This is a genomic window from Cupriavidus sp. GW821-FHT07C08, from assembly GCF_059419025.1.
On sequence record NZ_JBWKQZ010000031.1, the window covers coordinates 86,798 to 107,496 of the forward strand.

Annotated in this window: 16 protein-coding genes and 2 pseudogenes; 13 read left to right on the forward strand and 5 right to left on the reverse strand. The window is 68.5% G+C overall.

Annotated features, from left to right (window positions below; genetic code table 11):
- Window positions 1-234: 234 nt before the first annotated feature.
- From AC07UK_RS30475 to AC07UK_RS30490, 4 genes are all read left to right on the forward strand, one after another.
- Complete coding sequence (locus AC07UK_RS30475) at window positions 235-3,651, forward strand: adenylate/guanylate cyclase domain-containing protein (RefSeq protein ID WP_494693903.1); 3,417 nt, start codon at window positions 235-237, stop codon at window positions 3,649-3,651.
- Between the two features lie 182 nt (window positions 3,652-3,833).
- The gene (locus AC07UK_RS30480) at window positions 3,834-4,409 is read left to right on the forward strand and encodes a cysteine dioxygenase family protein (protein WP_494688175.1); all 576 of its coding nucleotides are present in this window, start codon (window positions 3,834-3,836) and stop codon (window positions 4,407-4,409) included.
- Window positions 4,410-4,475: 66 nt separating this feature from the next.
- Window positions 4,476-4,934: an Lrp/AsnC family transcriptional regulator gene (locus AC07UK_RS30485; protein ID WP_114130353.1), complete on the forward strand. Its 459-nt coding sequence runs from the start codon at window positions 4,476-4,478 to the stop codon at window positions 4,932-4,934.
- Window positions 4,935-4,965: 31 nt separating this feature from the next.
- A complete protein-coding gene (locus AC07UK_RS30490; RefSeq protein WP_494688176.1) occupies window positions 4,966-5,520 on the forward strand; it encodes an ankyrin repeat domain-containing protein in 555 nt (184 codons plus the stop codon).
- A 161-nt stretch (window positions 5,521-5,681) separates the two neighbouring features.
- Here AC07UK_RS30490 and AC07UK_RS30495 read toward each other — a convergent pair.
- Window positions 5,682-5,852 (reverse strand): annotated as a pseudogene (locus AC07UK_RS30495) (aspartate-alanine antiporter-like transporter); the annotation flags it as partial.
- Window positions 5,853-5,976: 124 nt separating this feature from the next.
- Between AC07UK_RS30495 and AC07UK_RS30500 the strand changes: the two are divergent.
- Together AC07UK_RS30500 and yihG are read left to right on the forward strand one after the other, a co-directional pair.
- Window positions 5,977-6,366: pseudogene (locus AC07UK_RS30500) on the forward strand (transporter).
- A gap of 249 nt (window positions 6,367-6,615) precedes the next feature.
- Complete coding sequence (yihG, locus tag AC07UK_RS30505; RefSeq protein ID WP_035814968.1) at window positions 6,616-7,518, forward strand: 1-acylglycerol-3-phosphate O-acyltransferase, YihG family; 903 nt, start codon at window positions 6,616-6,618, stop codon at window positions 7,516-7,518.
- Between the two features lie 7 nt (window positions 7,519-7,525).
- On the opposite strand, the gene AC07UK_RS30510 is transcribed toward yihG, so the two are convergent.
- From AC07UK_RS30510 to AC07UK_RS30520, 3 genes are read right to left on the reverse strand one after another with little or no spacing between them, the layout of a single operon-like run.
- Complete coding sequence (locus tag AC07UK_RS30510) at window positions 7,526-9,370, reverse strand: NAD(P)-binding protein (RefSeq protein WP_436221588.1); 1,845 nt, start codon at window positions 9,368-9,370, stop codon at window positions 7,526-7,528.
- Window positions 9,371-9,377: 7 nt separating this feature from the next.
- Window positions 9,378-10,712 carry a c-type cytochrome gene (locus AC07UK_RS30515; RefSeq protein WP_436221587.1) on the reverse strand — a complete coding sequence of 445 codons (1,335 nt, stop codon included), beginning with the start codon at window positions 10,710-10,712 and terminating at the stop codon, window positions 9,378-9,380.
- Between the two features lie 15 nt (window positions 10,713-10,727).
- The gene (locus tag AC07UK_RS30520) at window positions 10,728-10,913 is read right to left on the reverse strand and encodes a DUF2970 domain-containing protein (RefSeq protein WP_010811552.1); all 186 of its coding nucleotides are present in this window, start codon (window positions 10,911-10,913) and stop codon (window positions 10,728-10,730) included.
- A 151-nt stretch (window positions 10,914-11,064) separates the two neighbouring features.
- On the opposite strand from AC07UK_RS30520, the gene AC07UK_RS30525 reads away from it, so the two are divergent.
- A complete protein-coding gene (locus AC07UK_RS30525) occupies window positions 11,065-12,483 on the forward strand; it encodes an aminotransferase-like domain-containing protein (protein WP_436221586.1) in 1,419 nt (472 codons plus the stop codon).
- On the opposite strand, the gene AC07UK_RS30530 is transcribed toward AC07UK_RS30525, so the two are convergent.
- Complete coding sequence (locus AC07UK_RS30530) at window positions 12,480-13,934, reverse strand: glycine betaine ABC transporter substrate-binding protein (RefSeq protein ID WP_436223067.1); 1,455 nt, start codon at window positions 13,932-13,934, stop codon at window positions 12,480-12,482. The two genes, AC07UK_RS30525 and AC07UK_RS30530, sit on opposite strands and share 4 nt — an antisense overlap.
- Before the next feature lie 240 nt (window positions 13,935-14,174).
- Here AC07UK_RS30530 and AC07UK_RS30535 point away from each other — a divergent pair, with 240 nt between their 5' ends.
- The 6 genes from AC07UK_RS30535 to AC07UK_RS30560 are packed head-to-tail and all read left to right on the forward strand — an operon-like array spanning window position 14,175 to window position 20,654.
- Window positions 14,175-15,185 (forward strand): LysR family transcriptional regulator, encoded by a 1,011-nt coding sequence (locus AC07UK_RS30535; RefSeq protein WP_436221585.1) that lies wholly within the window; start codon window positions 14,175-14,177, stop codon window positions 15,183-15,185.
- On the forward strand, window positions 15,178-16,626 hold the full coding sequence (locus AC07UK_RS30540; protein ID WP_494688177.1) for an FAD-dependent oxidoreductase: 1,449 nt from the start codon (window positions 15,178-15,180) through the stop codon (window positions 16,624-16,626). Before AC07UK_RS30535 ends, AC07UK_RS30540 begins: the two co-directional genes overlap by 8 nt.
- Complete coding sequence (locus tag AC07UK_RS30545; protein WP_494688178.1) at window positions 16,623-17,630, forward strand: ABC transporter permease; 1,008 nt, start codon at window positions 16,623-16,625, stop codon at window positions 17,628-17,630. Before AC07UK_RS30540 ends, AC07UK_RS30545 begins: the two co-directional genes overlap by 4 nt.
- Complete coding sequence (locus AC07UK_RS30550) at window positions 17,627-18,583, forward strand: ABC transporter permease (protein WP_494688179.1); 957 nt, start codon at window positions 17,627-17,629, stop codon at window positions 18,581-18,583. Before AC07UK_RS30545 ends, AC07UK_RS30550 begins: the two co-directional genes overlap by 4 nt.
- Entirely contained in the window at window positions 18,580-19,590 is a 1,011-nt protein-coding gene (locus tag AC07UK_RS30555) for an ABC transporter ATP-binding protein (protein ID WP_494688180.1), read from the forward strand. Before AC07UK_RS30550 ends, AC07UK_RS30555 begins: the two co-directional genes overlap by 4 nt.
- A complete protein-coding gene (locus tag AC07UK_RS30560) occupies window positions 19,587-20,654 on the forward strand; it encodes an ABC transporter ATP-binding protein (protein WP_494688181.1) in 1,068 nt (355 codons plus the stop codon). The genes AC07UK_RS30555 and AC07UK_RS30560 overlap by 4 nt, the downstream gene beginning before the upstream one ends.
- The last annotated feature ends 45 nt before the right edge of the window (window positions 20,655-20,699 follow it).

The window sequence follows — 20,699 nt, forward strand, 5'->3', positions numbered from 1 at the left end:
CAGCCTGAATCATTGTAGGCGAGGCAATCAGGAGTGCGTGCGGCTGCTCGCGCGGTGGCACAGTCGGATTCGGGTTGACCTGGTCGTCGGCTGCCCTATACAAGTGCCGATTGAGGCACGTTTCAGCACAGCGAAGGGCTCAGCCTTCGGGTCGTCATCGGGCCATAGGACGCCGCATCGTTTGATAAGATTTAATCGTTGAGTCTTGCAAGCCCCGGAAGGGGGACAAGCCCTATGCGCTGCGCAAGCTGCGGGTTCGAGAATCCGGCGGGCGCCAAGTTCTGCGAGGAATGTGGCGCCAAGCTTGTGCGTGTCTGCCCGGCCTGCGGGCAAGAGGCGAGCGCGAGCGCCAGGTTCTGCAGCGAATGCGGCGCGCCGCTGACCCCGTTAAGCGCGACGCCCCCGATCACGACACTTGCGCCCAGCGCCCCCGTCGACTACACACCGTCCTATCTGGCCGAGCGCATCCGGGCGGCGCAGGCGGACATGGAAGCCCGCGGCGCGGCGGACGGCGAGCGCAAGACGGTTACCGCGCTGTTCGCCGACATGGCCGGCTCGACCGCGCTGATCCACGACCTCGATCCCGAAGACGCCCGCCGCCTGATCGACCCGGTGCTGGCGCTGATGATGGAGGCCGTGCATCACTATGAAGGTTATGTGGCCAGGTCGATGGGCGATGGCATCCTGGCGCTGTTCGGCGCGCCGATCGCGAACGAAGACCATCCGCAGCGGGCCTTGCTGGCGGCGCTGCGCATGCAGGAGGCCATGCGCCGTTACGCCGACGGGGTGCGTCTGGCCCAGGGGATCGCGCTGCAGATCCGCGTTGGCATCAACTCCGGCGAAGTGGTGGTGCGCGCGATCCGCACCGAGGATTTGCACACCGACTACGACCCGGTAGGCAATTCAATCCACATTGCTTCGCGCATGGAGGGCATCGCGGTGCCCGGCTCGATCGTCGCCAGCGAACACACTTACAACCTGACCGAAGGCTATTTCGCGTTCAAGGCCCTCGGCGCGACACCAATCAAGGGGCTGCCCGAGCCGATCGCGGTCTTCGAAGTCCTCGGCCTCGGCCCGCTGCGCACCCGGCTGCAGGTGTCGGCCAGCCGCGGGCTGGCGCGCTTTGTCGGCCGCGCTCGCGAGCTCGAGCAGTTGCGCGAAGCGCGGGCGCGGGCGCAAGCCGGACACGGTCAGATCGTCGGCGTGGTCGGCGAGCCGGGGGTCGGCAAGTCGCGGCTATGTCTGGAGTTCAAGCAGCTCGCCCCGCGTCATTGCCTGGTGCTGGAAACCTTCTCGGTTTCACACGGCAAGGCCTATCCGTATCTGCCGCTGATCGAGCTGCTGCGGAACTACTGCGAGATCACGGCGCAGGATGATGAGCGCCGGCGGCGCGAGAAGCTGACCGGCAAGATCCTGACCCTGGATCGCGCGCTGGAAGACACCCTGCCCTATCTGTTCCACCTGCTTGGGGCCGCCGAGCCGAACTCGGCGCTAGTGCAGATGGACCCCCAGATCCGCCAGCAGCGCACCTTCGAGGCGATCAAGCGGCTGCTGGTGCGCGAGAGTCTGGCACGGCCGCTGGAGCTGATCGTCGAAGATCTGCAGTGGCTCGACAGTGAGACCGAGGCCTTCCTTGGTTTTCTCGGCGAAAGCGTGGCCAGCGCCCGCATCCTGCTGCTGGTCAATTACCGGCCAGAGTACCGGCACGACTGGGGTCGCAAGAGCTACTACACCCAGCTGCGGCTGGGTCCTCTGGACGAAGCCGACGCCCGGGAACTGCTGCGGGCCTTGCTGGGCGACGCCGCCGGACTCGCACCGCTCGAGCACCGGATCCTGGAGCAGACCGAAGGCAACCCCTTCTTCATCGAGGAAGTGGTGCAGACGCTGGCCGAGGAGCACGTGCTGCGCGGCGAGCGCGGTCATTACCGTCTTGAGCAGATCCCGACCATGCTGCACATCCCGACCACCGTGCAGGGGGTGCTCGCCGCCCGCATCGACCGCCTGCAGCCGGCCGAGAAAGCGCTGCTGCAGACCCTGGCGGTGATCGGCAAGGTATTTCCCTGGAGCCTGCTCGCCCGTGTTGTCGAGCAGCCCGAGGACACAACCAAGAACCTGCTGACGCGGCTGCAAGCCGGGGAATTCATCTACGAGCAGCCGGCGTTTCCGGAGGTGGAGTACAGCTTCAAGCATGCGCTGACCCAGGAAGTGACCTACGGCTCGCTGCTGAGCGAGCGGCGCCGTGCGCTGCATGAGCGCACAGCCCAGGCGATCGAAGCCCTATTTGGCGCCCGGATCGAGGAGCACTGCAGCGAGCTGGCGCATCATTTCAGCCGCAGCGGCAACGCGCCGAAGGCGGTGGAATACCTGCATTGCGCCGGGCGGCAGGCGGCGCAGCGCTCTGCCAATGCCGAAGCGGTCGCCCACCTGACAAAGGCCCTCGATTTACTCAAGACTTTGCCTGATGGTCCTGAACGCGCACGGCAGGAACTCGCACTGCAGATCACGCTCGGTCCGGCCTGGATGGCCACCCATGGACTCGCTGCCCCGGAAGTCGAGGCGACTTACACCCGCGCGCTGGCGCTGTGTCGACAACTCGGAGAAGCGATTCAGCTCTTCCCCGCCTTGATGGGGCTGCGCACGTCCCTCATGGTCCGCGGGGAGCTGTCAACCGCACACGAGTTGGGGAAGCAACTCCTGACGCTGGCCCAACAGGCGCAGGACCCTGCGTTGCTGGTGCAAGCCCATCGGGCGGTGGGCGTCAGCCTGCTCGCTCTCGGCGAACTGGGCGCTGCCCGCACGCAGCTGGAGCAGGCCCTGGTGCTCTATGACTCGGGGCAGTGCCAGTCGCCGGCCTTCTTCCTGGAGCCTGGTGTGCTGGCGCTGGCCTGCCTGGCGCTGGACCTGTGGCTGCTCGGCTATCCGGATCAGGCCCTCGTGCGCAGCCAGGAGATGCTCGCGCTGGCTCGGACCTTGTCCCACCCCCCTGACTCGGCCAATGCCTTGACCTTCGCCGCCATGCTTCGCCTGTACCGCGGCGAGACGCAGCCGATGCATGAACTGGTTGAAGCACTTCTCGCCCTCGCGACCGAGCACGACTTCCCGTTCTGGCTGACTTCCGGAACCATCCTCTCGGGCTGGGTGCTGGTCGCGCAGGGACGCACAGTGGAAGGCATCGAGAAGATGCAGCAGGGCTTGAGCGCCTACCGAGCCACCGGGGCAGGGATTTGGCAGACACATTTCCTGGCGCTGCTGGCCGAAGCCTACGGGAAAGCGGGACAGGCCGAGGCAGGGCTGCAAATGCTGGCCAAGGCGCTGGCCGTGGCAGACCGAACGCACGAGCGCCTGTACGAGGCGGAGCTGTATCGGCTCAAGGGCGAACTGACGCTGCTGCAGCCAGGCTGCGCGGGCGCGGCGGGCGCCGGCCGGGACGAGGCCGAGGCCTGCTTCCAGCAGGCGATTGCGATCGCGCGCCACCAGGGCGCCCGATCGCTGGAGCTGCGCGCGGTGATGGCCTTAAGCCGGCTGTGGCGGCAGCAGGGCAAGGGGGCCGAGGCCCGCGAGATGCTGGCCGAGAGTTACGGCCGGTTCAATGAAGGCTTCGACACCGCGGCCCTGCAGGAGGCCAAGGCATTGCTCGCCGAACTCGACTGAAGCTCCTGAGGGAGCCGCCCAACCACCTGCCCCGATCTGCTTCGAGCATATAATTCTCAATATCGCCTCATTGCAGGAATAGAATTACAATTTCCGGCGACATTGAACGACAATTCGCATGCCTGTACTCCGGCCCGCAAATATCATGGATACGTACCCAGAACAAGACCAAGGTGCCCGCCATGCCGACCGGATCCTCCCTGACTGCCGCCCCTCCGGCAACTCCCCCGCATCTCCTCCTGCCAGCCGCGCCGCTCGACCAGCTGGCGCTCGAGCTCGAGGCCACCTTCGCCCACAGCGCGCGCATGGTGGCCGGCCACATTGCCGTGCATCTGCCAGACACCGACACGCTGCTTGCAACACTGCCGCCCGGCGCCCTGCTCGGCAAGCCGGATACCTATGCGCGCCACCTGGTCCATGCCGACCCGCTGGAGCGCTTCTCGGCGATGGTGCTGGTCTGGCGCCCGGGCCAGACCAGCCCCGTGCACGGCCATCGCACCTGGTGTGCCTACCGCGTGCTGCGCGGCACGCTGAGCGAGCAGCACTACCGGTGGGATCCCGCCAGCCGGCAGGCGCGCCATGCCAACTCCGTCTTGCGCACGGCCGGCGATACCTTCAGCGTGCCGGCCGGGCTGCAGCATATCCATGCGCTGGGCAATGCCAGCGACGATATCGCCGTGTCCCTGCACCTCTACGGCGTGCACCGCGACCACATCGACACCGGCGTGAACCTGCTGGTGCCGACCGCCGACGCCTAGCATCTGCCGCGCGTACCAGCGCCGCCTGCAGGCGCCGGCCCACCCTCACCTGACCCGCTACGCGCCATGGACCGCTACGACAAACAGATTCTCGCCATCCTGCAGGAAGACGCCACCGTGCCGGTGGCAGAGATCGGCGAACGGGTCGGCCTGACCTCGACGCCATGCTGGCGCCGGATCCAGAGGCTGGAAGAAGCCGGCCTGATCCGCAAACGCGTGGCACTGCTCGACGCCGACAAGCTCAATGCCGGGGTCACGGTCTTTGTCTCGGTCCGCACCAGCCAGCACAACGTGAAATGGCTGGCGCAATTCCATGGGCTGGTGGCATCGATCCCGGAAGTGACCGAGTTCTACCGCATGGCCGGCGATACCGACTACCTGCTGCGCGTGGTGGTGCCGGATATTGCCGCCTACGACCGCGTCTACAAGAAGCTGATCCAGGGCGCCGAGCTGGCCGACGTCAGTTCCAGCTTTGCGATGGAGCAGATCAAGTACACCACGGCGCTGCCGCTCGATTATGCGTAGGCCGGCACCGGCCCTTCATCCGGGCAAAACCGTGAACCCAGACATCGAGCGCTGCGAGGCGTACCGGCAGTTCGAAAAGATCCATGCCGCCTTCCGTGCCGGCGATATCGAAGCGCTGCGAGCAGCGGTTGATGATCCGGCCTGCATTCCCAACGGGCCCATGCCCCCAGGGATTGGCGCTTGCCTGGAATACGCGCTCTACCATAGTCCGCTGCCGCTGATCCGCGCCTTGCTCGAATCCGGGGCAGATCCCCGGCCTGTGGATCACGCAGGCTTTCCACCGCTGATTGCGGCGCTGTCATGCAGTCTCGCCCGGCCCGGCGCCACCACGCGAACGGATGTGATCGAGGTGCTCCGGCTGCTGCTGGACTTTGGTGCCGATCCCGGGCAGCGCGGCATCAACGACTACACCGCGCTGCACATGGCGGTGAGCGTACGCAATCTGCCTGCGGTGGAGTTACTGCTTGCGGCGGGTGCGGATGCGGCTTGCCGGACGCGTATCGACGAATGCGAAACCCCACGCGAGATGGCCGAAGCCATGGGATTGTCCGATATCGGGCGGCTGCTTGTCGCGCATGGCGGCTAGCGCCAGGACACTACGTGAACTTGTGCGCCAGCGAAATGATGATCTGCCCCAGCACCGGCAGCAGCACGTTGGCAATGGCTTACGTGATGGTGTAGCCAAGCAGCGGCACCGAACTCTGGCTGGCCGCCACGATGGCGCTGATCGCCGGGGCGCTGACGTTCGAAGATAAACAAGGCAAAGGCCATGTCCTTGAGCTCGCCATGCATCTGGCAACCGGTCTGCCCCATGAACAGCGCGACGAACAGCGTGCCGCACACGCCCCCCAGCTGGATCGGGCCGACGCGCGCCTTGCCGATGAAGTAGCCAAGGCCCACGGTGAGGAACAGCACCATCAGGGGGTTGGCGGCAAACAGGTCAGCGGAACCGGCATGGTGACGATGGCGCCCGGTACCTGCAGCACCGGGAAAGCCGGCACCGACCGGCAAGTACGACCCCAACGCCCTGGCCAACCCAAGCCTGAACAACTGGACCAGGGATCCAGTTCTACACCGCTAACTTCCGTAGAATCTGGCCACAGTTTAAAACCCGCAACAACGCCACCGATTACCAGGTCGCGCCGCTGTTCACGCTCGACACCATGCTGCTCAAGCGCTTTGCCACGGTGCCGGCCTCGGGCTGATCGCCGGCACGACGCAGCATCTGGGCGATGACAGTGGCCCGCTGGCCGACCGCCTGAACGGCTTCCGCGGCCATGACTGGGCGGTGGGCCCGATCGTCACCTACGACACCAAGATCGGCGCCAAGAGCCTGCTGTCGCTGGGCCTGCGCTGGGTGCCCTCGGTGGCCAACAAGAACCGCCTGAAGCGCACGAATACGTTCATGGGAACGGCGACCATCGTGTTCTGAGTCCTGCAGGTTCTCGGGCGGCAAGGCAGAATGCGTCCCACGCTCCCCATCGGGCGAGTTAAAGTACGCACCCAATAGTGCCTGCGTTGATCACGCGCAAGCCCGCAACCCTTGCAAGCCTGCAGACTGGCATCCATGACCTCAGTCCCATCCTCGTCAACACGTGCCACCGGCACGAGTGCCTCAACGCCCTCGGCGCCATCAACACCCGGGGAACCCACCCCCTTGTCTCGCCGCCGCCGGGCTCCGGTGCCGCGCGGCCGCTTCGCCTGGATCACCGGGATTCTCAGCTGGACTCTGCTGATTGCAAGCACGCTGTTCTGGTGCGCGCTGCTGTTTCCGCTGGCACTGCTGAAGCTGGCGCTGCCGTTTGCCGCCGTCAGGCGGCGCATCGATCCGCTGCTCAACGGCATCGCGACCGCCTGGATCTCCGGCAACACCGGCTGGTTCGCGTGGATCCAGCGCGAGCCGTGGGATGTCCAGGGCAATGAGGGGCTGCGCTATGCCGACTGGTACCTGGTGAACTGCAACCATCAGTCGTGGGCAGATATCTTCGTGCTGCAGCGCTCGCTGAACCGGCGCATCCCGCTGCTGAAGTTTTTCCTGAAGCAACAGCTGATCTATGTGCCGGTGATCGGGCTGGCGTGGTGGGCGCTGGACTTTCCGTTCATGAAACGCCATGGCAAGGCGCAACTGCGGCGCAATCCGGCGTTGCAGCGCCAGGACCAGGAAACGGCGAAGCGCGCCTGCGCGAAGTTTTCGCTGGTGCCGACCAGCGTGATGGTGTTTGCCGAAGGCACCCGCTTTACCGAGGCCAAGCGCGCGGCCCAGGACTCTCCGTACCGCCATCTGCTCAAGCCCAAGGCCGGCGGACTGGCGGTGGCACTGAATGCGATGGGCAACAAGTTCCGCTCGCTGATCGACGTCAGCATCGTGTATCCGGAAGGCGCGCCAGGCTTCTGGGACCTGGCCTGCGGGCGCGCCGGCCCGGTGCTGGTGCGCATGCGGCAGTTGCCGGTGCCGCCGGCCTTCTGCGAGGCTGATTACGGTAGCGACAAGGCCTTCCGCAGGGAATTCCACAACTGGCTGGCACGCCAGTGGGAAGCCAAGGATGCAGAGATCGATGCGCTGATGCCGCCGCGTGCCGGCTGAAGTCTCGCTACCCGGGCAGGCGGTCGACTGCCCACTTTCCCTGCCCCACCGCCGCGGTCAGCGAAGGGCTGCCGGCGTTGTCGCTGTTCGCGATGCTGATATTGCCCACGCCGGCCAGCCCCGGCCACGCCGCGTCGGGCGCCACGTTCTCACCCGCCAGGCTGTCGGGCATATAGCTGTATCCGTGTGCCCAGCGGTTGACGGTGATGCCGCGGATCACGTCCTTCGAAGCAAAGCCTTTGTGGCCGAGCATGCGGTCCAACTGCGCACGGATGTCGCGTTCCAACGTGTCGAAGGGCGTGCCGAGCAGCAAGGCACGGCCCGCGCGGAAGCGGTCGCGCGCCTGCATGCCGCTGTCAGGCACGGTCGGCACATAGAGCATATGCAGCACGGCGGGATCGGAGGGCTGTTTGCCCGCCGGCGGTTCCAGCCACAGGTCGGTATAGGCCATGGCCGGCGCGTGGATGCGGCGCGTGCGCAGCGCCGCGAACGCCTGCCAGTGGTCCAGCGCCACCTTGGTGTAGACCAGCGGCGCCTTGGCCTCGTTGTGCAGCACCTCTTTCTGCTTCGCGGGCAGCGACGGCAGCAGGTACGGGATCATCATGTTGTAGCCGGCCAGCACCACGTGGCGCGCCTCGACGCGATGCAGGTTGCCACTGAACCCGTAGGTCACGCGCGTGATATTGCCGTCGGGCTCAACCGCGATTGCGGTGCTGTTCAGGCGCAGGCGCACCAGTTGCCCGTCACGGTCCAGCCGGCTGTAGTCGAACGCGGCCGACACCACATCGGCCGGCCGGGCGATCGACGCCACGCCCGGGATCAGGCTCTGCACCAGCAGCCGGGCCAGCGAGGCATTGCCATCCGGAAACCACAGGCGCGAAGCCGGCGACTTGCCAAGGCGCGCATTGCCCGCCGGCGCGGGCATGTTGGCGCCGGCAGGCAGGCCGATGGCAATGGCGTCGGCAACGCAGATCCCATCGGCGTCCAGCGCATAGGCATCGTTGCTGCGGCTGCGCAGGAAACGCTGCCCGGCCAGGCCGATACCGGCCTTGTCACGCAGGAAGGTGGCGTAACGCATGGCGCGCAGCGCTGCCGCGCGCTCGGCGCCGGACAGCGCCGGCAGGTAATCGGTGGTGCCTGCGGCCAGCCGCGCCAGCGCGCTGCGGTCCTCCACAGGCAAAGGCGTGTTGTCCAGGAAGCGCGACAGGGCGGCCGCATCCGGGCCACCGGCCTGCTGCCCGCTGCGGGCATCGATCAGCTCGCCGAACGGATCGCCCGCCACCCATTGGTCGCGCCCGAAATGCTCCGCATCGAAAAACACGGCGCGGCCCATGTCGAGCGCGGCATAGGGATCCGCGGACGATGTGCCAGGCGGCCGCGCGGCATCGAGCCCGATCCCTGCCAGCAGTTCGCGCACCGCGGCGTCGCTGCCAGCGCCTGCCGGCATCTCTGCACTGCCGCCATAGGTCACCAGCCGCTTGCCGCGCACCGTGAACTCATTGCGCTTGGCATGGCCGCCGAAGTCGTCGTGGTTGTCCAGGATCAGGATGCGGCGGTTGGCGCCGAAACGGCGCCGGTAGAACCACGCTGCCGCCAGGCCGCTCAGGCCGCCGCCGACCACCACCAGGTCGAAAGCCTCGCGCGCCAGCACGACCGGGTATTTCGCGCCCTCGCGCGCCAGGCTATGCGCCAGCGTGTAGGTGCCGGGATGGTTGCCGCGCAGGCCGGTCAGCGCGGGTGGGTATGCCACGCCTGCCCCACCCTGCTGCGCGTGCAGCAACTGCACGGGCGCAAGGCCGGCGGCAATGGTCAGGGCGGTGCCGTTGAGGAAGTCTCTGCGCGTAATCGTCATCGGGTGCTCATCGGGATGCGTCGCCTGCCGCGGCCGGGTGCTGCGCGGCCAGCGCCTTGCGCCGTGCCGCCACGGCGGCTTCTGGCACCGGCGCGGCACGGTTGCCCCAGCTGCCGCGGATAAAGGTCAGCACATTGGCCAGCTCCTGGTCGTCCAGCGTCCAGCCATAGCCGGGCATGTGGTAATCCGCCGGCGCGGTGCCCACGCGCGCGGTCACGGCGCCGTCGAGCAACAGGTTCACCAGCGAGGCCGGATCGGGATCGGCCACGGTCGGGTTGCCGGCCAGCGGCGGGAACACGCGGGCAAAGCCCTTGCCGTCGGCGCCATGGCAAGGCATGCAGAACACCGCGTACTGGCGCGCACCGGGCACATCGAAGCGGCCCTGCCGCAGTTGCTGCGCGGTGGCGGCATCGTGCCGGAACAGCTTGTCCTCGCCCCGTGCGCCAGGCAGGGACTTCAGGTAGGCGGCGACGGCATCGAGGTCGGGCGCGCTCATGTACTGGGTGGCGGTGGAGACCACCGTGGACATCGGCCCGAACGAGGTCGCGTGCCCGTTGCGCCCGGTGCGCAGGAACTCGGCGATGTCCGCGCGCGACCACGCGCCCAGGCCGGTGACCTGGTCGCCGGTCAGGTTGGTGGCGGACCAGCCCTCCACGCTCGCCCCGGACAGGAAATGGCGGCTGCGCTCGTCCAGCCCCTTCTCGGCGAACAGGTTGCCGCGCGGCGTATGGCAGGCGCCGCAGTGCGCCACAGCCTGCACCAGGTAGGCACCGCGGTTCCAGGCTGCGCCGCGCGCGGGGTCGGTGCGAACCGGGTCGTCATCGACGAACAGGACGTTCCACGCGGCCAGCAGGCTGCGCATGCTGAACGGCCAACGCATCTGCGGCGCGGGATTGCGCTGGGTGACCGGCGCCACCTCGGCACGCAGGTAGGCGTACAGCGCCGCCACGTCCTCGGCACGCATGCGCGCGTACGACGGATACGGCATCGCCGGATAGAGCCGCTTGCCGTCACGCGCCACGCCGTGCCGCAAGGCGCGGTCGAACTCGGCCAGCGTATAGGCGCCGATGCCGCTGCCGGCGTCGGGCGTGATATTGGTCGAATGGATCGTGCCGACCGCCGTGCGGATCGGCAGCCCGCCGGCAAACGGCTTGCCGCCTTCGCTGGTATGGCAGGCGGCGCAGTTGGCGATGCGCGCCAGGTAGCGGCCGCGTTCGATCTGTTGCGTGTCGGTGGCGGCCAGCGCCATGCCCACGGGCAGCAGCACCGCCAGCGTCAGGCAGGCCAGCTTGCGCAGCGCACGGGCTGTGGCGATACCAGGTCCTTGGGGCAGGAGAAGCATGAGAGCAGTTTCAGGTCAGGCAGCCGACACCGCCCAGTTTGCCGCAAGCACCAGGCACACCACCAGCCCGGCGGCGACGGCCACGCCGGTCAGGATCAGCGGCACCGGGCGCAAGGTGTCCAGGTCGCGCTGGTGCTCCTGCCCCTGGCGCAGGCCAAAGAAGCCCCACAGCACGGTCCGCAACAGCCTCAACGGGTTCATGGCATCTCCTTGCACAACGCCTTTGTGTACGAGTGCCAATTATGGGCCGTCCGCGCCAGCCATAACAGCATCAGATAACGGGAAAATTTACGTATCAGTTTGCCTGCCCGGGAGATAATGCGCTCACCCGCCCCGCCCCCGCCAACCCGCCATGAAACGCTACGAAGCCCTCGCCGAGACCCTGGCCGCCGATATCCGCAACGGCAGCCTGCCGCCGGGCACGCGCCTGCCGTCGATCCGCAAGACCGTGGCTCAGTATGGCGTCAGCCCCTCTACCGCCTTCCAGGCCTACTACCGGCTGGAAGAACGCGGGCTGGTGCGGGCGCGCGAGCGCTCCGGCTACTACGTGGCGGGACCTGCGCGGCGCGAGTTGCCCCAGCCGCAGGCGCGGCCGTCGCGCCAGGTGTCGACGCAGGTCGACATCTCCAAGCTGGTCTTCGCCGTGCTGGAAGGCGCGCGTGACCGCGAGCTGGTGCAGTTCGGCTCGGCCTTTCCCTCGCCCGAGCTGTTCCCGTGGGAGCGGCTGGGCAAGTCGCTGGCGCGCGCCGGCCGCGCGCTCGATCCGTGGTACTCGGTCAACGACCTGCCGCCGGGCAATACCGCGCTGCGCCGCCAGATCGCACTGCGCTACCTGGGCGCGGGCGCGCCGCAGCCGGCCGGGGACCTGATCGTCACCAACGGCGCGCTCGAGGCGCTCAACCTGTGCCTGATGGCGGTGACGCAGCCGGGCGACGTGGTGGCAATCGAATCGCCCGGCTTCTATGCCTCGCTGCAGGCTCTGGAGCGGCTGCGGCTCAAGGCCGTGGAGATCCCGGTCGACCCCGCCGAAGGCATCGACCTGGGCGCGCTCGATGCCGCGCTGTCGCGCCACCCGGTCAAGGCGTGCTGGTTCATGACGCAGTTCCAGAATCCGCTCGGCGCCAGCATGTCGGAAGACAAGAAGAAGGCACTGGTGGCCTTGCTGGCGCGCCGCCAGGTGCCGCTGATCGAGGACGATGTTTATGGCGAGCTCTACTTCGGCAACCGCTGCCCGCTGCCGGCCAAGGCCTTCGACACGCAGGGGCTGGTGATGCACTGCAGCTCGTTCTCGAAGACGCTGGCGCCGGGCTTCCGCATCGGCTGGGTGGCGCCGGGCCGCTTTGGCGAGGCCATTCAGCGGCTCAAGCTGATGACCACGCTGTCGGCCGGCGTGCCCACGCAGGTGGCACTGGCCGAATACCTGCAGCACGGCGGCTACGACAAGCACCTGCGCAAGCTGCGCCATGTGCTGGAGATGCAGCAGGGGCGCATGATCGATGCCATCGGCCAGCACTTCCCGGAAGATGTGCGCGTGTCCCGGCCGGACGGCGGGTATTTCCTGTGGGTCGAGTTTGCGCCCGGCTTCGATGCACTGGCGCTGCACCATGCCGCGCTCGACGCAGGCATCGGCATTGCGCCCGGGCCGATCTTCTCTGCGCGGCAGGGATACCGCAACTGCATCCGGCTCAACTACGGGCATCTGTGGAGCGATGAGGCCGAGGCCGCCGTCGCCACCCTCGGCCGGCTCATCGCGCAGCAGCAAGGCAGCTAGCGCGCATCGCGATGGCGGCGCAGCGCCCACTCCAGGGTCTCGAACGCTGCCTGTACCACCAGTGCCAGCATGGCCGCCGGGATCGCGCCGGCCAGCAGCAGCGCTGTGTCGTTGAGCGCCAGCCCGGTGGCAATGCGCTCGCCAAAGCCACCCGCGCCGACAAAGGCCGCGATCGTGGCCGTTCCGACGCTGATGATGGCCGCGGTCTTGATGCCCGCCAGCAGCACCGGCAAGGCCAGCGGCAGCTCCACGTAGCGCAGCACCTGTCCGCCGCGCAGCCCGAGCGCCCGCCCCGCATCGCGCATGCCCTGCGGCACCTGCTCCAGCCCGGTCGCGGTATTGCGCACGATCGGCAGCAAGGCATAGAGAAACAGCGCCACCATGGCCGGCCAGACGCCGATGCGGCCCAGCAGCGGGATCAGCATCGCCAGCAGCGCCAGCGACGGCACCGTCTGCAGCACGTTGACCACGCCCAGCACAGCCTGTCCGGTGCGGCGCCGCCGCGCCGCCAGCATCCCCAGCGGCACGCCGACCAGCGTGGCGGCGCCGACCGCCCCCGCCACCAGGCCGACATGGCGCCGCGCCAGGCGCGTGGTGTCGGGCCCGAACAGCGCGGCAGCCAGCCGGCCGCGCGGCTCGGCACCGTCATGCGTTGCCTTTTGCCCTGCAGTGCCGGCCAGAAACGCGCGCGCGATCGCGTCGAATGACTGGCCATCGATCTCCGCCGCAGCGTTCATGGCGATCATGTCGTCGGCGCTGACGCGCCCGGCCAGCCGCTCCAACGCTTGCCAGGCCTGCGGGAAGCGCTTCGGTACGTCAAGGCGGTAGACCACCACCGCGTCGTAGCGCGGGAAGTAATGCCGGTCGTCCTCCAGCACGTGCAGCTTGTACTTGCGGATCTTGGCGTCGGTGGAATAGATATCGATGGCATCGACCTGGCCCGCGGCCAAGGCCTCGTAGGCAACGCCATGGTCCAGCCCGACCGGGCGTTGCGGCAGCCCATAGCGGCTGGCCAGTCCCGGCCAGCCGTCGGCGCGCCCCAGGAACTCGTGGGACAGGCCGAGCCTGAACTGCGGCTGCGCGGCGAGGTCACTGAGCCGGCGCAGTGCGCCAGCGCGGGCATCGGACACGGCCAGCGCGTAGGTGTTCTCGAAACCAAGCGGAATTGCCGCGCCCAGCCCCATCGGCGCCAGCGCCCGCTGGATGGCATCGAGGCCGGCTCCGGGGGGCAGTTTCAGGATCTCGGCGGCGAGCGTGCCGGTGTAGTCGGGATAAAGGTCGATGCTGCCGGCCTTCAGCGCCTCGAAGACGATCGCGGTATTGCCCAGCCCTGGCTGGTGTTGCGCGGCGCCGGGCGGCCCCGCGGCCTGGGTCAGCAGTTCGCCAAGGATGTACGACTCGGTGAAGCGCTTGGAGCCGACGCGCAGCGGATCTGCCGCGCGCGCCGGCATGGCGCCCGCGAGTGCAGCAGCCAGCACCCACGCCAGGGCCTGCCACGGCTGGCGCCCTTTTCGCCTTTTCTCCCGACTGCCACGGATCCAAGCCAAAACGTCTGTCCCGATGGTGAGCCGGTGTGCGCCCGGCATCGCTACATCATAGCTGGCGCATGTCCTTATCCAGAAATAGTATTTGTCATTTGCATGATGAAGGCGCCAGAATCCAGAAAACACATTCTTTCCAAGCGCGCCCCCATGGAAATCCGGCAATTGGAAGCCTTCGCCGCAGTGGTCACCACTGGCAGTGTCACCGCTGCCGGGCGGCTGCTGGGCCGCTCGCAGCCCGCCATTACGCGGCTGATCCAGGAGCTGGAAGCCGAACTGGGCTTTGCCCTGTTCACCCGCAGCGGCCCGCGCGTCAGCCCGACCGAGCAAGGCTTCCTGCTCTATGACGAGGTCGAGCAGACGCTGGCCGGCATGCAGCAGATCCGCACACGCGCCGCGGCCCTGGCGCGCGGCGATGGCCGGCCCCTGCGCATTGCCGCGACCCCGGCGCTGGCAGCAGGCCTGCTGCCGCCGGCGCTGGCGCTGGCCTTCGAACGCGGGCTGTGCGCACCGGAGCGGGTGTCAGTGCAGAACCTGTCGCCGGAACAAGTGGTGCATGCGGTCCTGACCGGCGCGGCCGATATCGGCCTGAACAGCCTGCCGCTGGAACACCGCGGCGTGACCGTGCACTGGATCGGCCAGTCAGCCTGCGTGGCGGCCGTGCGTGCCGACGACCCACTGGCGGCGCAGCCTGCCATTGCCCTGCAGGACTGCCGCGGCCGCCGCATCGTCACCATGCAGAACCCGTACCGGCTGCGCCGCCGCGTCGACCGGGCGCTGGCCGGCGCCGGCGTGCCTGAAGCGGGCGTGATCGACACCAATACCTCGATCAGCGCGCTCACGCTGGTGCGCGCGGGGCTGGGCATCGCCGTGCTGGAACCCGTGACCGCGCGCGGGCTGCCGCTGACCGATATCGCGGTGCGGCCCATCGATGCCGATATTCCTTTTTTCTTCGGCGTGATCACGCCACAGGCCCGCCCGGCCAGCACGGCGGTGCTGGGGCTGGTCCAGGCCGTGGCCGACGCCGCCGCCGAACTGTTGCCCGACCTGGTGCGGCGCGAGCCCGCCGAACACGGCGCGCTGCTGCAGTCGCTCTATGGCGATGCCAGCGACGACGCTGACACGCTCTCACAAGATGCCGGACTTCCAAGCCATGACTGACCTATCCGCCTCCGCCCCTACCCCCGCCGCCGGCCTCGCCGCGCTGGAAGCGCGCCTGCGCCAGGACCTGTCATGGCTGGAACTGCCAGCCAAGGGCTGGACCGTCCAGCGCACCCAGGGTGGCCAGGAAATCCTGGACGTCGCTGTCATCGGCGGCGGCATGGCCGGGCTGGCAGCCAGCGCCAACCTGGCGCATCTCGGCATCCGCGTGCGCGCCTTCGACCGTTCCCCGGCCGGCTTCGAAGGCCCGTGGGCCACCACCGCGCGCATGGAAACGCTGCGTTCGCCCAAGCAACTGACCGGCCCCGCGCTGGGCCTGCCGGCGCTGACTTTCCGCGCCTGGTTCGAGGCCCAGTTTGGCGCGACCGCCTGGGAGGCGCTGGACAAGATCCCGCGGCTGCAGTGGATGGACTACCTGCGCTGGTACCGCCAGGTGCTGGCGCTGGATATTCGCAACGAACACCAGGTCGATGCCATCGTGCCGCGCCCGGACGGGTTGGTGGCGCTGTCGATGCAGACCCCGGACGGCCCGCAAACCGTACTGGCGCGCCGCGTGGTGCTGGCCACCGGCCGCGATGGCCTGGGCGGCGCCTACATCCCGCCGGTCGCGGCCAAGCTGCCGCGCCACCTGTGGGCCCATTCGTCCGACGACATGGACTACGCCGCGCTGCGCGGCAAGCGCGTGGGCGTGGTCGGCGCGGGCGCTTCGGCGATGGACAGCGCGGCGACCGCGCTGGAAGCCGGCGCCGCCTGCGTGGAGATGCTGATCCGCCGCGCCGACATCCCGCGCGTCAACAAGGGCAAGGGCGCGGGCAATCCCGGCCTGGTCCACGGCCACCCCATGCTGTCCGATGAATGGAAATGGCGCATCCGCCATTACATCAACGCGCAGCAGGTGCCGCCGCCGCGCGGCAGCACCCTGCGGGTCTCGCGCCATGCCAATGCGCGCTTCCACCTGGGCTGCCCGATCGAAGCGATCGAGCCGCATGGCGACGGCCTGCGCGTGCTCACGCCCAAGGGAGTGTTCGAACTGGACATCCTGCTCTTCTCGACCGGATTCCGCATTGCCCTGGACACCCGGCCCGAGTTCGCCGCCTTCGCCCCGCAAATCCGCTACTGGCGCGACCGCTACACGCCCCGCCCCGGCCAGGAAGACCAGGAGCTGGACGACTCGCCGGACCTGGGCCCGGCGTTCGAGTTCCTCGAGAAGACGCCCGGCGCCTGCCCCGGGCTGTCGCGCATCCACTGCTTCTGCTATCCGGCCGCGCTGTCGCACGGCACGGTGTCGGGCGACATCCCGGCGATCAGCGACGGCGCGCGCCGGCTGGGCCAGGGGATCGCCGGGCTGCTGTACCAGGAAGACGTGGAGATCCATTACGCCAACCTGGAAGCCTACGCCGAGCCCGAAGTGTTCGGCGACGAATGGACGCCGGCGCCATGAGAACCCTGAGAGGCGCCGTCACCCGCTGGCCCTGGCGCTGGCTGCTGCGCCGCCTGCTGCAGGCGGCGGCGGTGGTGCTGGTGATGACGGTAATCGTCTTCGTCGGCCTGCATGCCATCGGCAATCCGGTCGACATCCTGATTGGCCAGGACGTGGACCAGGTCGACCGGGCGCGCATCATCGCCGCGCTCGGGCTGGACCAGCCACTGTGGCGCCAGTACCTCGGTTTCCTGAATGGCGCGCTGCATGGCAACCTGGGCAACAGCTTTGTCTATAGCGTGCCGGCGATCCAGCTGATCCTGCAGCGCCTGCCGGCCACGCTGGAGCTGGCGGTGGCGGCGCTGCTACTGGCCGTGCTGGTGGGCGTGCCGCTCGGGCTGTTCGCCGGTCTGTATCCCGAGCACCCGCTGTCGCGGGTGCTGATGACCGGCAGCATCGTCGGCTTCTCGCTGCCCACCTTCTGGGTCGGCCTGATGCTGATCATGGCCTTCAGCGTGCGGCTGGGCTGGCTGCCTTCGGGCGGGCGCGGCGCCACCACGGAATGGCTGGGCGTGCCGTGGTCCTGGCTGACCGCCGACGGGCTGCGCCACATGATCCTGCCGGCCATCAACCTGTCCTTGTTCAAGGTCTCGCTGGTGCTGCGCCTGACGCGCGCCGGAGTGCGCGAGGTATTGCCGCAGGACTGGGTCAGGTTCGCGCGCGCCAAGGGCCTGTCGCCGCTGCGCGTGGTGCTCGGCCACGTGCTGCGCAACACCATGATCCCGCTGGTGACAGTGCTGGGCCTGGAGTTCGGCTCCACCATCGCGTTCGCGGTGGTGACCGAGAACATCTTCGCCTGGCCCGGCGCCGGCAAGCTGATCCTGGACAGCATCAACGCGCTCGACCGGCCGGTGATCGTCTCCTACCTGGTGGTCGTGGTGTGCCTGTTCGTCACGCTGAACCTGATCGTCGACGTGCTCTACAAACTGCTTGATCCGCGCGTGCGGCTGGAGGGTGCGGCATGAACGCCAGCGACAAGACCAGCGCAGTGCCGGCCGAAGCCTTCGCGCCGCCCGCCGCGCCCGCCGTGCCTGCGTTACGGCGCGAAGCGCCGTGGCGCCGCGTGGCGGCTGACTTCCTCGTCTCGCGCACCGCCGTGTTCGGGCTGGTGGTGCTGGTGCTGCTGGTGCTCACCGCACTGCTGGCGCCGTGGATCACGCCGCAGAACCCCTATGACCTGCTGCAACTGGATGTGCTGGACGCGCGCCTGGCGCCTGCCACCGCCAACGGTGCCGGGACCTACAGCTACTGGCTGGGCACCGACGGCCAGGGCCGCGACATCCTGTCCGGCATTATTTACGGGCTGCGCATCAGCCTGCTGGTGGGCGTCGGCTCGGCGGCGCTCGCCGGCGTGCTCGGCACGCTGCTGGGGCTGCTCGCTGCCTATGCCGGCGGGCGCGTGGACAGCCTGATCATGCGCACCGTGGACCTGCTCCTGTCCTTCCCGTCCATACTGGTGGCGATGATGATCCTGGCCTTCCTGGGCAAGGGCGTGGGCAACGTGGTGCTGACGCTGGTGATCCTGGAGTGGGCCTACTATGCCCGCACGGCCCGCGCCCAGGCCCTGGTGGAGAGCCGGCGCGAATACGTCGAGGCCGCGCGCGGCCAGGGTATCGCGCACTGGCGCATCGTGGTCGGGCACATCCTGCCCAACTGCATGCCGCCGCTGATCGTGATCGGCTCGCTGCAGGTGGCGCGCGCGATCACGCTGGAGGCCACGCTGTCCTTTCTCGGCCTGGGCGTGCCGGTCACCGAGCCCTCGCTCGGCCTGCTGATCGCCAATGGCTACCAGTTCATGCTGTCCGACGAATACTGGATCAGCTTTTTCCCGGGCATTGCGCTGCTGCTGACCGTGGTGGCCATCAACCTGGTGGGCGACCGCCTGCGCGACGTCCTCAACCCGAGGCTACAGAAATGAGCGCGCCCGCCACGCTACCCGATATCCCCACGCTGGAAGTGCGCCACTTGCGCACCCATTTCGACACCCGCAACGGCGTGCTGCGGGCGGTGGACGATGTCTCGTTTGCCGTGCCGCGCGGCCGCATCCTGGGGCTGGTGGGCGAATCCGGCTCGGGCAAGTCGGTCACCGGCTTCTCCATCATGGGGCTGGTGGATGCGCCCGGCCACATCGCCGGCGGCGAAATCCTGTTCCAGGGCCGCGAGCTGACGCGCATGCGCCCGGCCGAGTTGCGCCAGCTGCAGGGCAACCGCATCGCCATGATCTTCCAGGATCCGATGATGACGCTGAACCCGGTGATGCGGATCGACGCGCAGATGATCGAGGCGGTGCGCGCGCACAGCAAGGCCAGCCACAAGCAAGCGCGCGAACTGGCCCGCGACACGCTGGGCATGATGGGCATCCCGAGCCCGGACGAACGGCTGCTGGCCTACCCGCACCAGCTTTCCGGCGGCATGCGCCAGCGCGTGGCGATTGCTACCGCCATGCTGCACCGGCCCGACCTGATCATCGCCGACGAACCCACCACCGCACTGGATGTCACCATCCAGGCCCAGATCCTCTCGGAGGTGCAGACACTGGCACGCCAGCACGGCACTGCGCTGATCTGGATCACGCACGACCTGTCCGTGGTGGCGGGTCTCGCCGACGAGGTCGCGGTGATGTACGCCGGCCGCATCGTCGAGCAAGGCCCGGTGGACGATGTGCTGGACCACCCGCTGCACCCCTACACCGCCGGCCTGATCGCGAGCCTGCCGAGCCTGAACCAGCGCGGCCAGCGGCTGCGGCAGATTCCCGGCATGACCCCCGACCTGGCCGCGCTGCCGCCCGGCTGCGCCTTTGCCGCGCGCTGCCCGCGCGCAAGCGCCGTGTGCGGCGCAGCGCCGGCCATCACTACCCCCGCGCCGCGGCGCCAGGTGCGCTGCTTCCACCCAGGCCAGCTGGCCGTCAGCATGGAGCCGGCATGACTGTCAGCCAATTGCATCCCGCTCACGCGGGCCACACGCAAGCCGTACCGGCGGCAGCTGAAGGCGGCAGGCCACCGCTGGTGTCCGCCCGCGCGCTGGCCAAGCGCTTCGGCGAGCGCAAGCCGGGACGCATCGGCCAGGCGCTGGAGCGCCTGGGCTGGTCCGAGCCCGCGCGCGTCACCCACGCCGTGGACGGCGTCGACCTCGACCTGAAGCACGGCGAAGTGCTCGGGCTGGTGGGCGAATCGGGCTGTGGCAAGTCCACCCTGGGGCGCATGATCGCGGGCCTGCTCGATCCCTCCTCCGGTGAGATCCACATCGACGGCCGCAGCCCCGCCAGCCTGGACCGCGCCGGGCGGCAAGCGCTGCGCCTGAAGATCCAGATGGTGTTCCAGGACCCCTATGCGAGCCTGAACCCGCGCCTGCGCGTGGACCGCATCGTCGGCGAGGGCGCGCGCCTGCAAGGGCTGGTGGATGCGGCCGGTTTCGACGACTACGTCAGCGCGCAGCTGCAGCGCGCCGGGCTGGATCCGAGCCTGCGCCAGCGCTACCCCCACCAGTTCAGCGGCGGCCAGCGCCAGCGCATAGGCATTGCGCGCGCGCTGGCGGTGCAGCCCGAGCTGCTGGTGTGCGACGAGGCTGTGGCAGCGCTGGACGTGTCGATCCAGGCCCAGGTGCTGAACCTGTTCATGGACCTGCGCGAGCAGCTGGGCCTGAGCTACCTGTTCATCAGCCACGACCTGGGCGTGGTCGAACATATCTCCGACCGCGTGATGATCATGTACCTGGGCCGCGTGGTGGAAAGCGCGCCGACCACGGAGATCTTCCGCCGCCCCAACCACCCGTACACGCAGGCGCTGCTGGCCGAAATCCCGCGCCTGGATGCCCGCCACAAGACCTTCACCGCCATCCGCGGCGAGATCCCCAGCCCGCTGGCACCGCCGGCCGGCTGCCACTTCCACCCGCGCTGCCCGCATGCCATGGCGCGCTGCGCGGTGGAGCCGCCCAGGTTGCGCGGCATCGCCGTCAACCATCTGAGCGCCTGCCATCTCAACGAAGGCTGACGCTCACCGTATCGCCCCTTTCATCCCAGAAACCGCCCCGAGGAA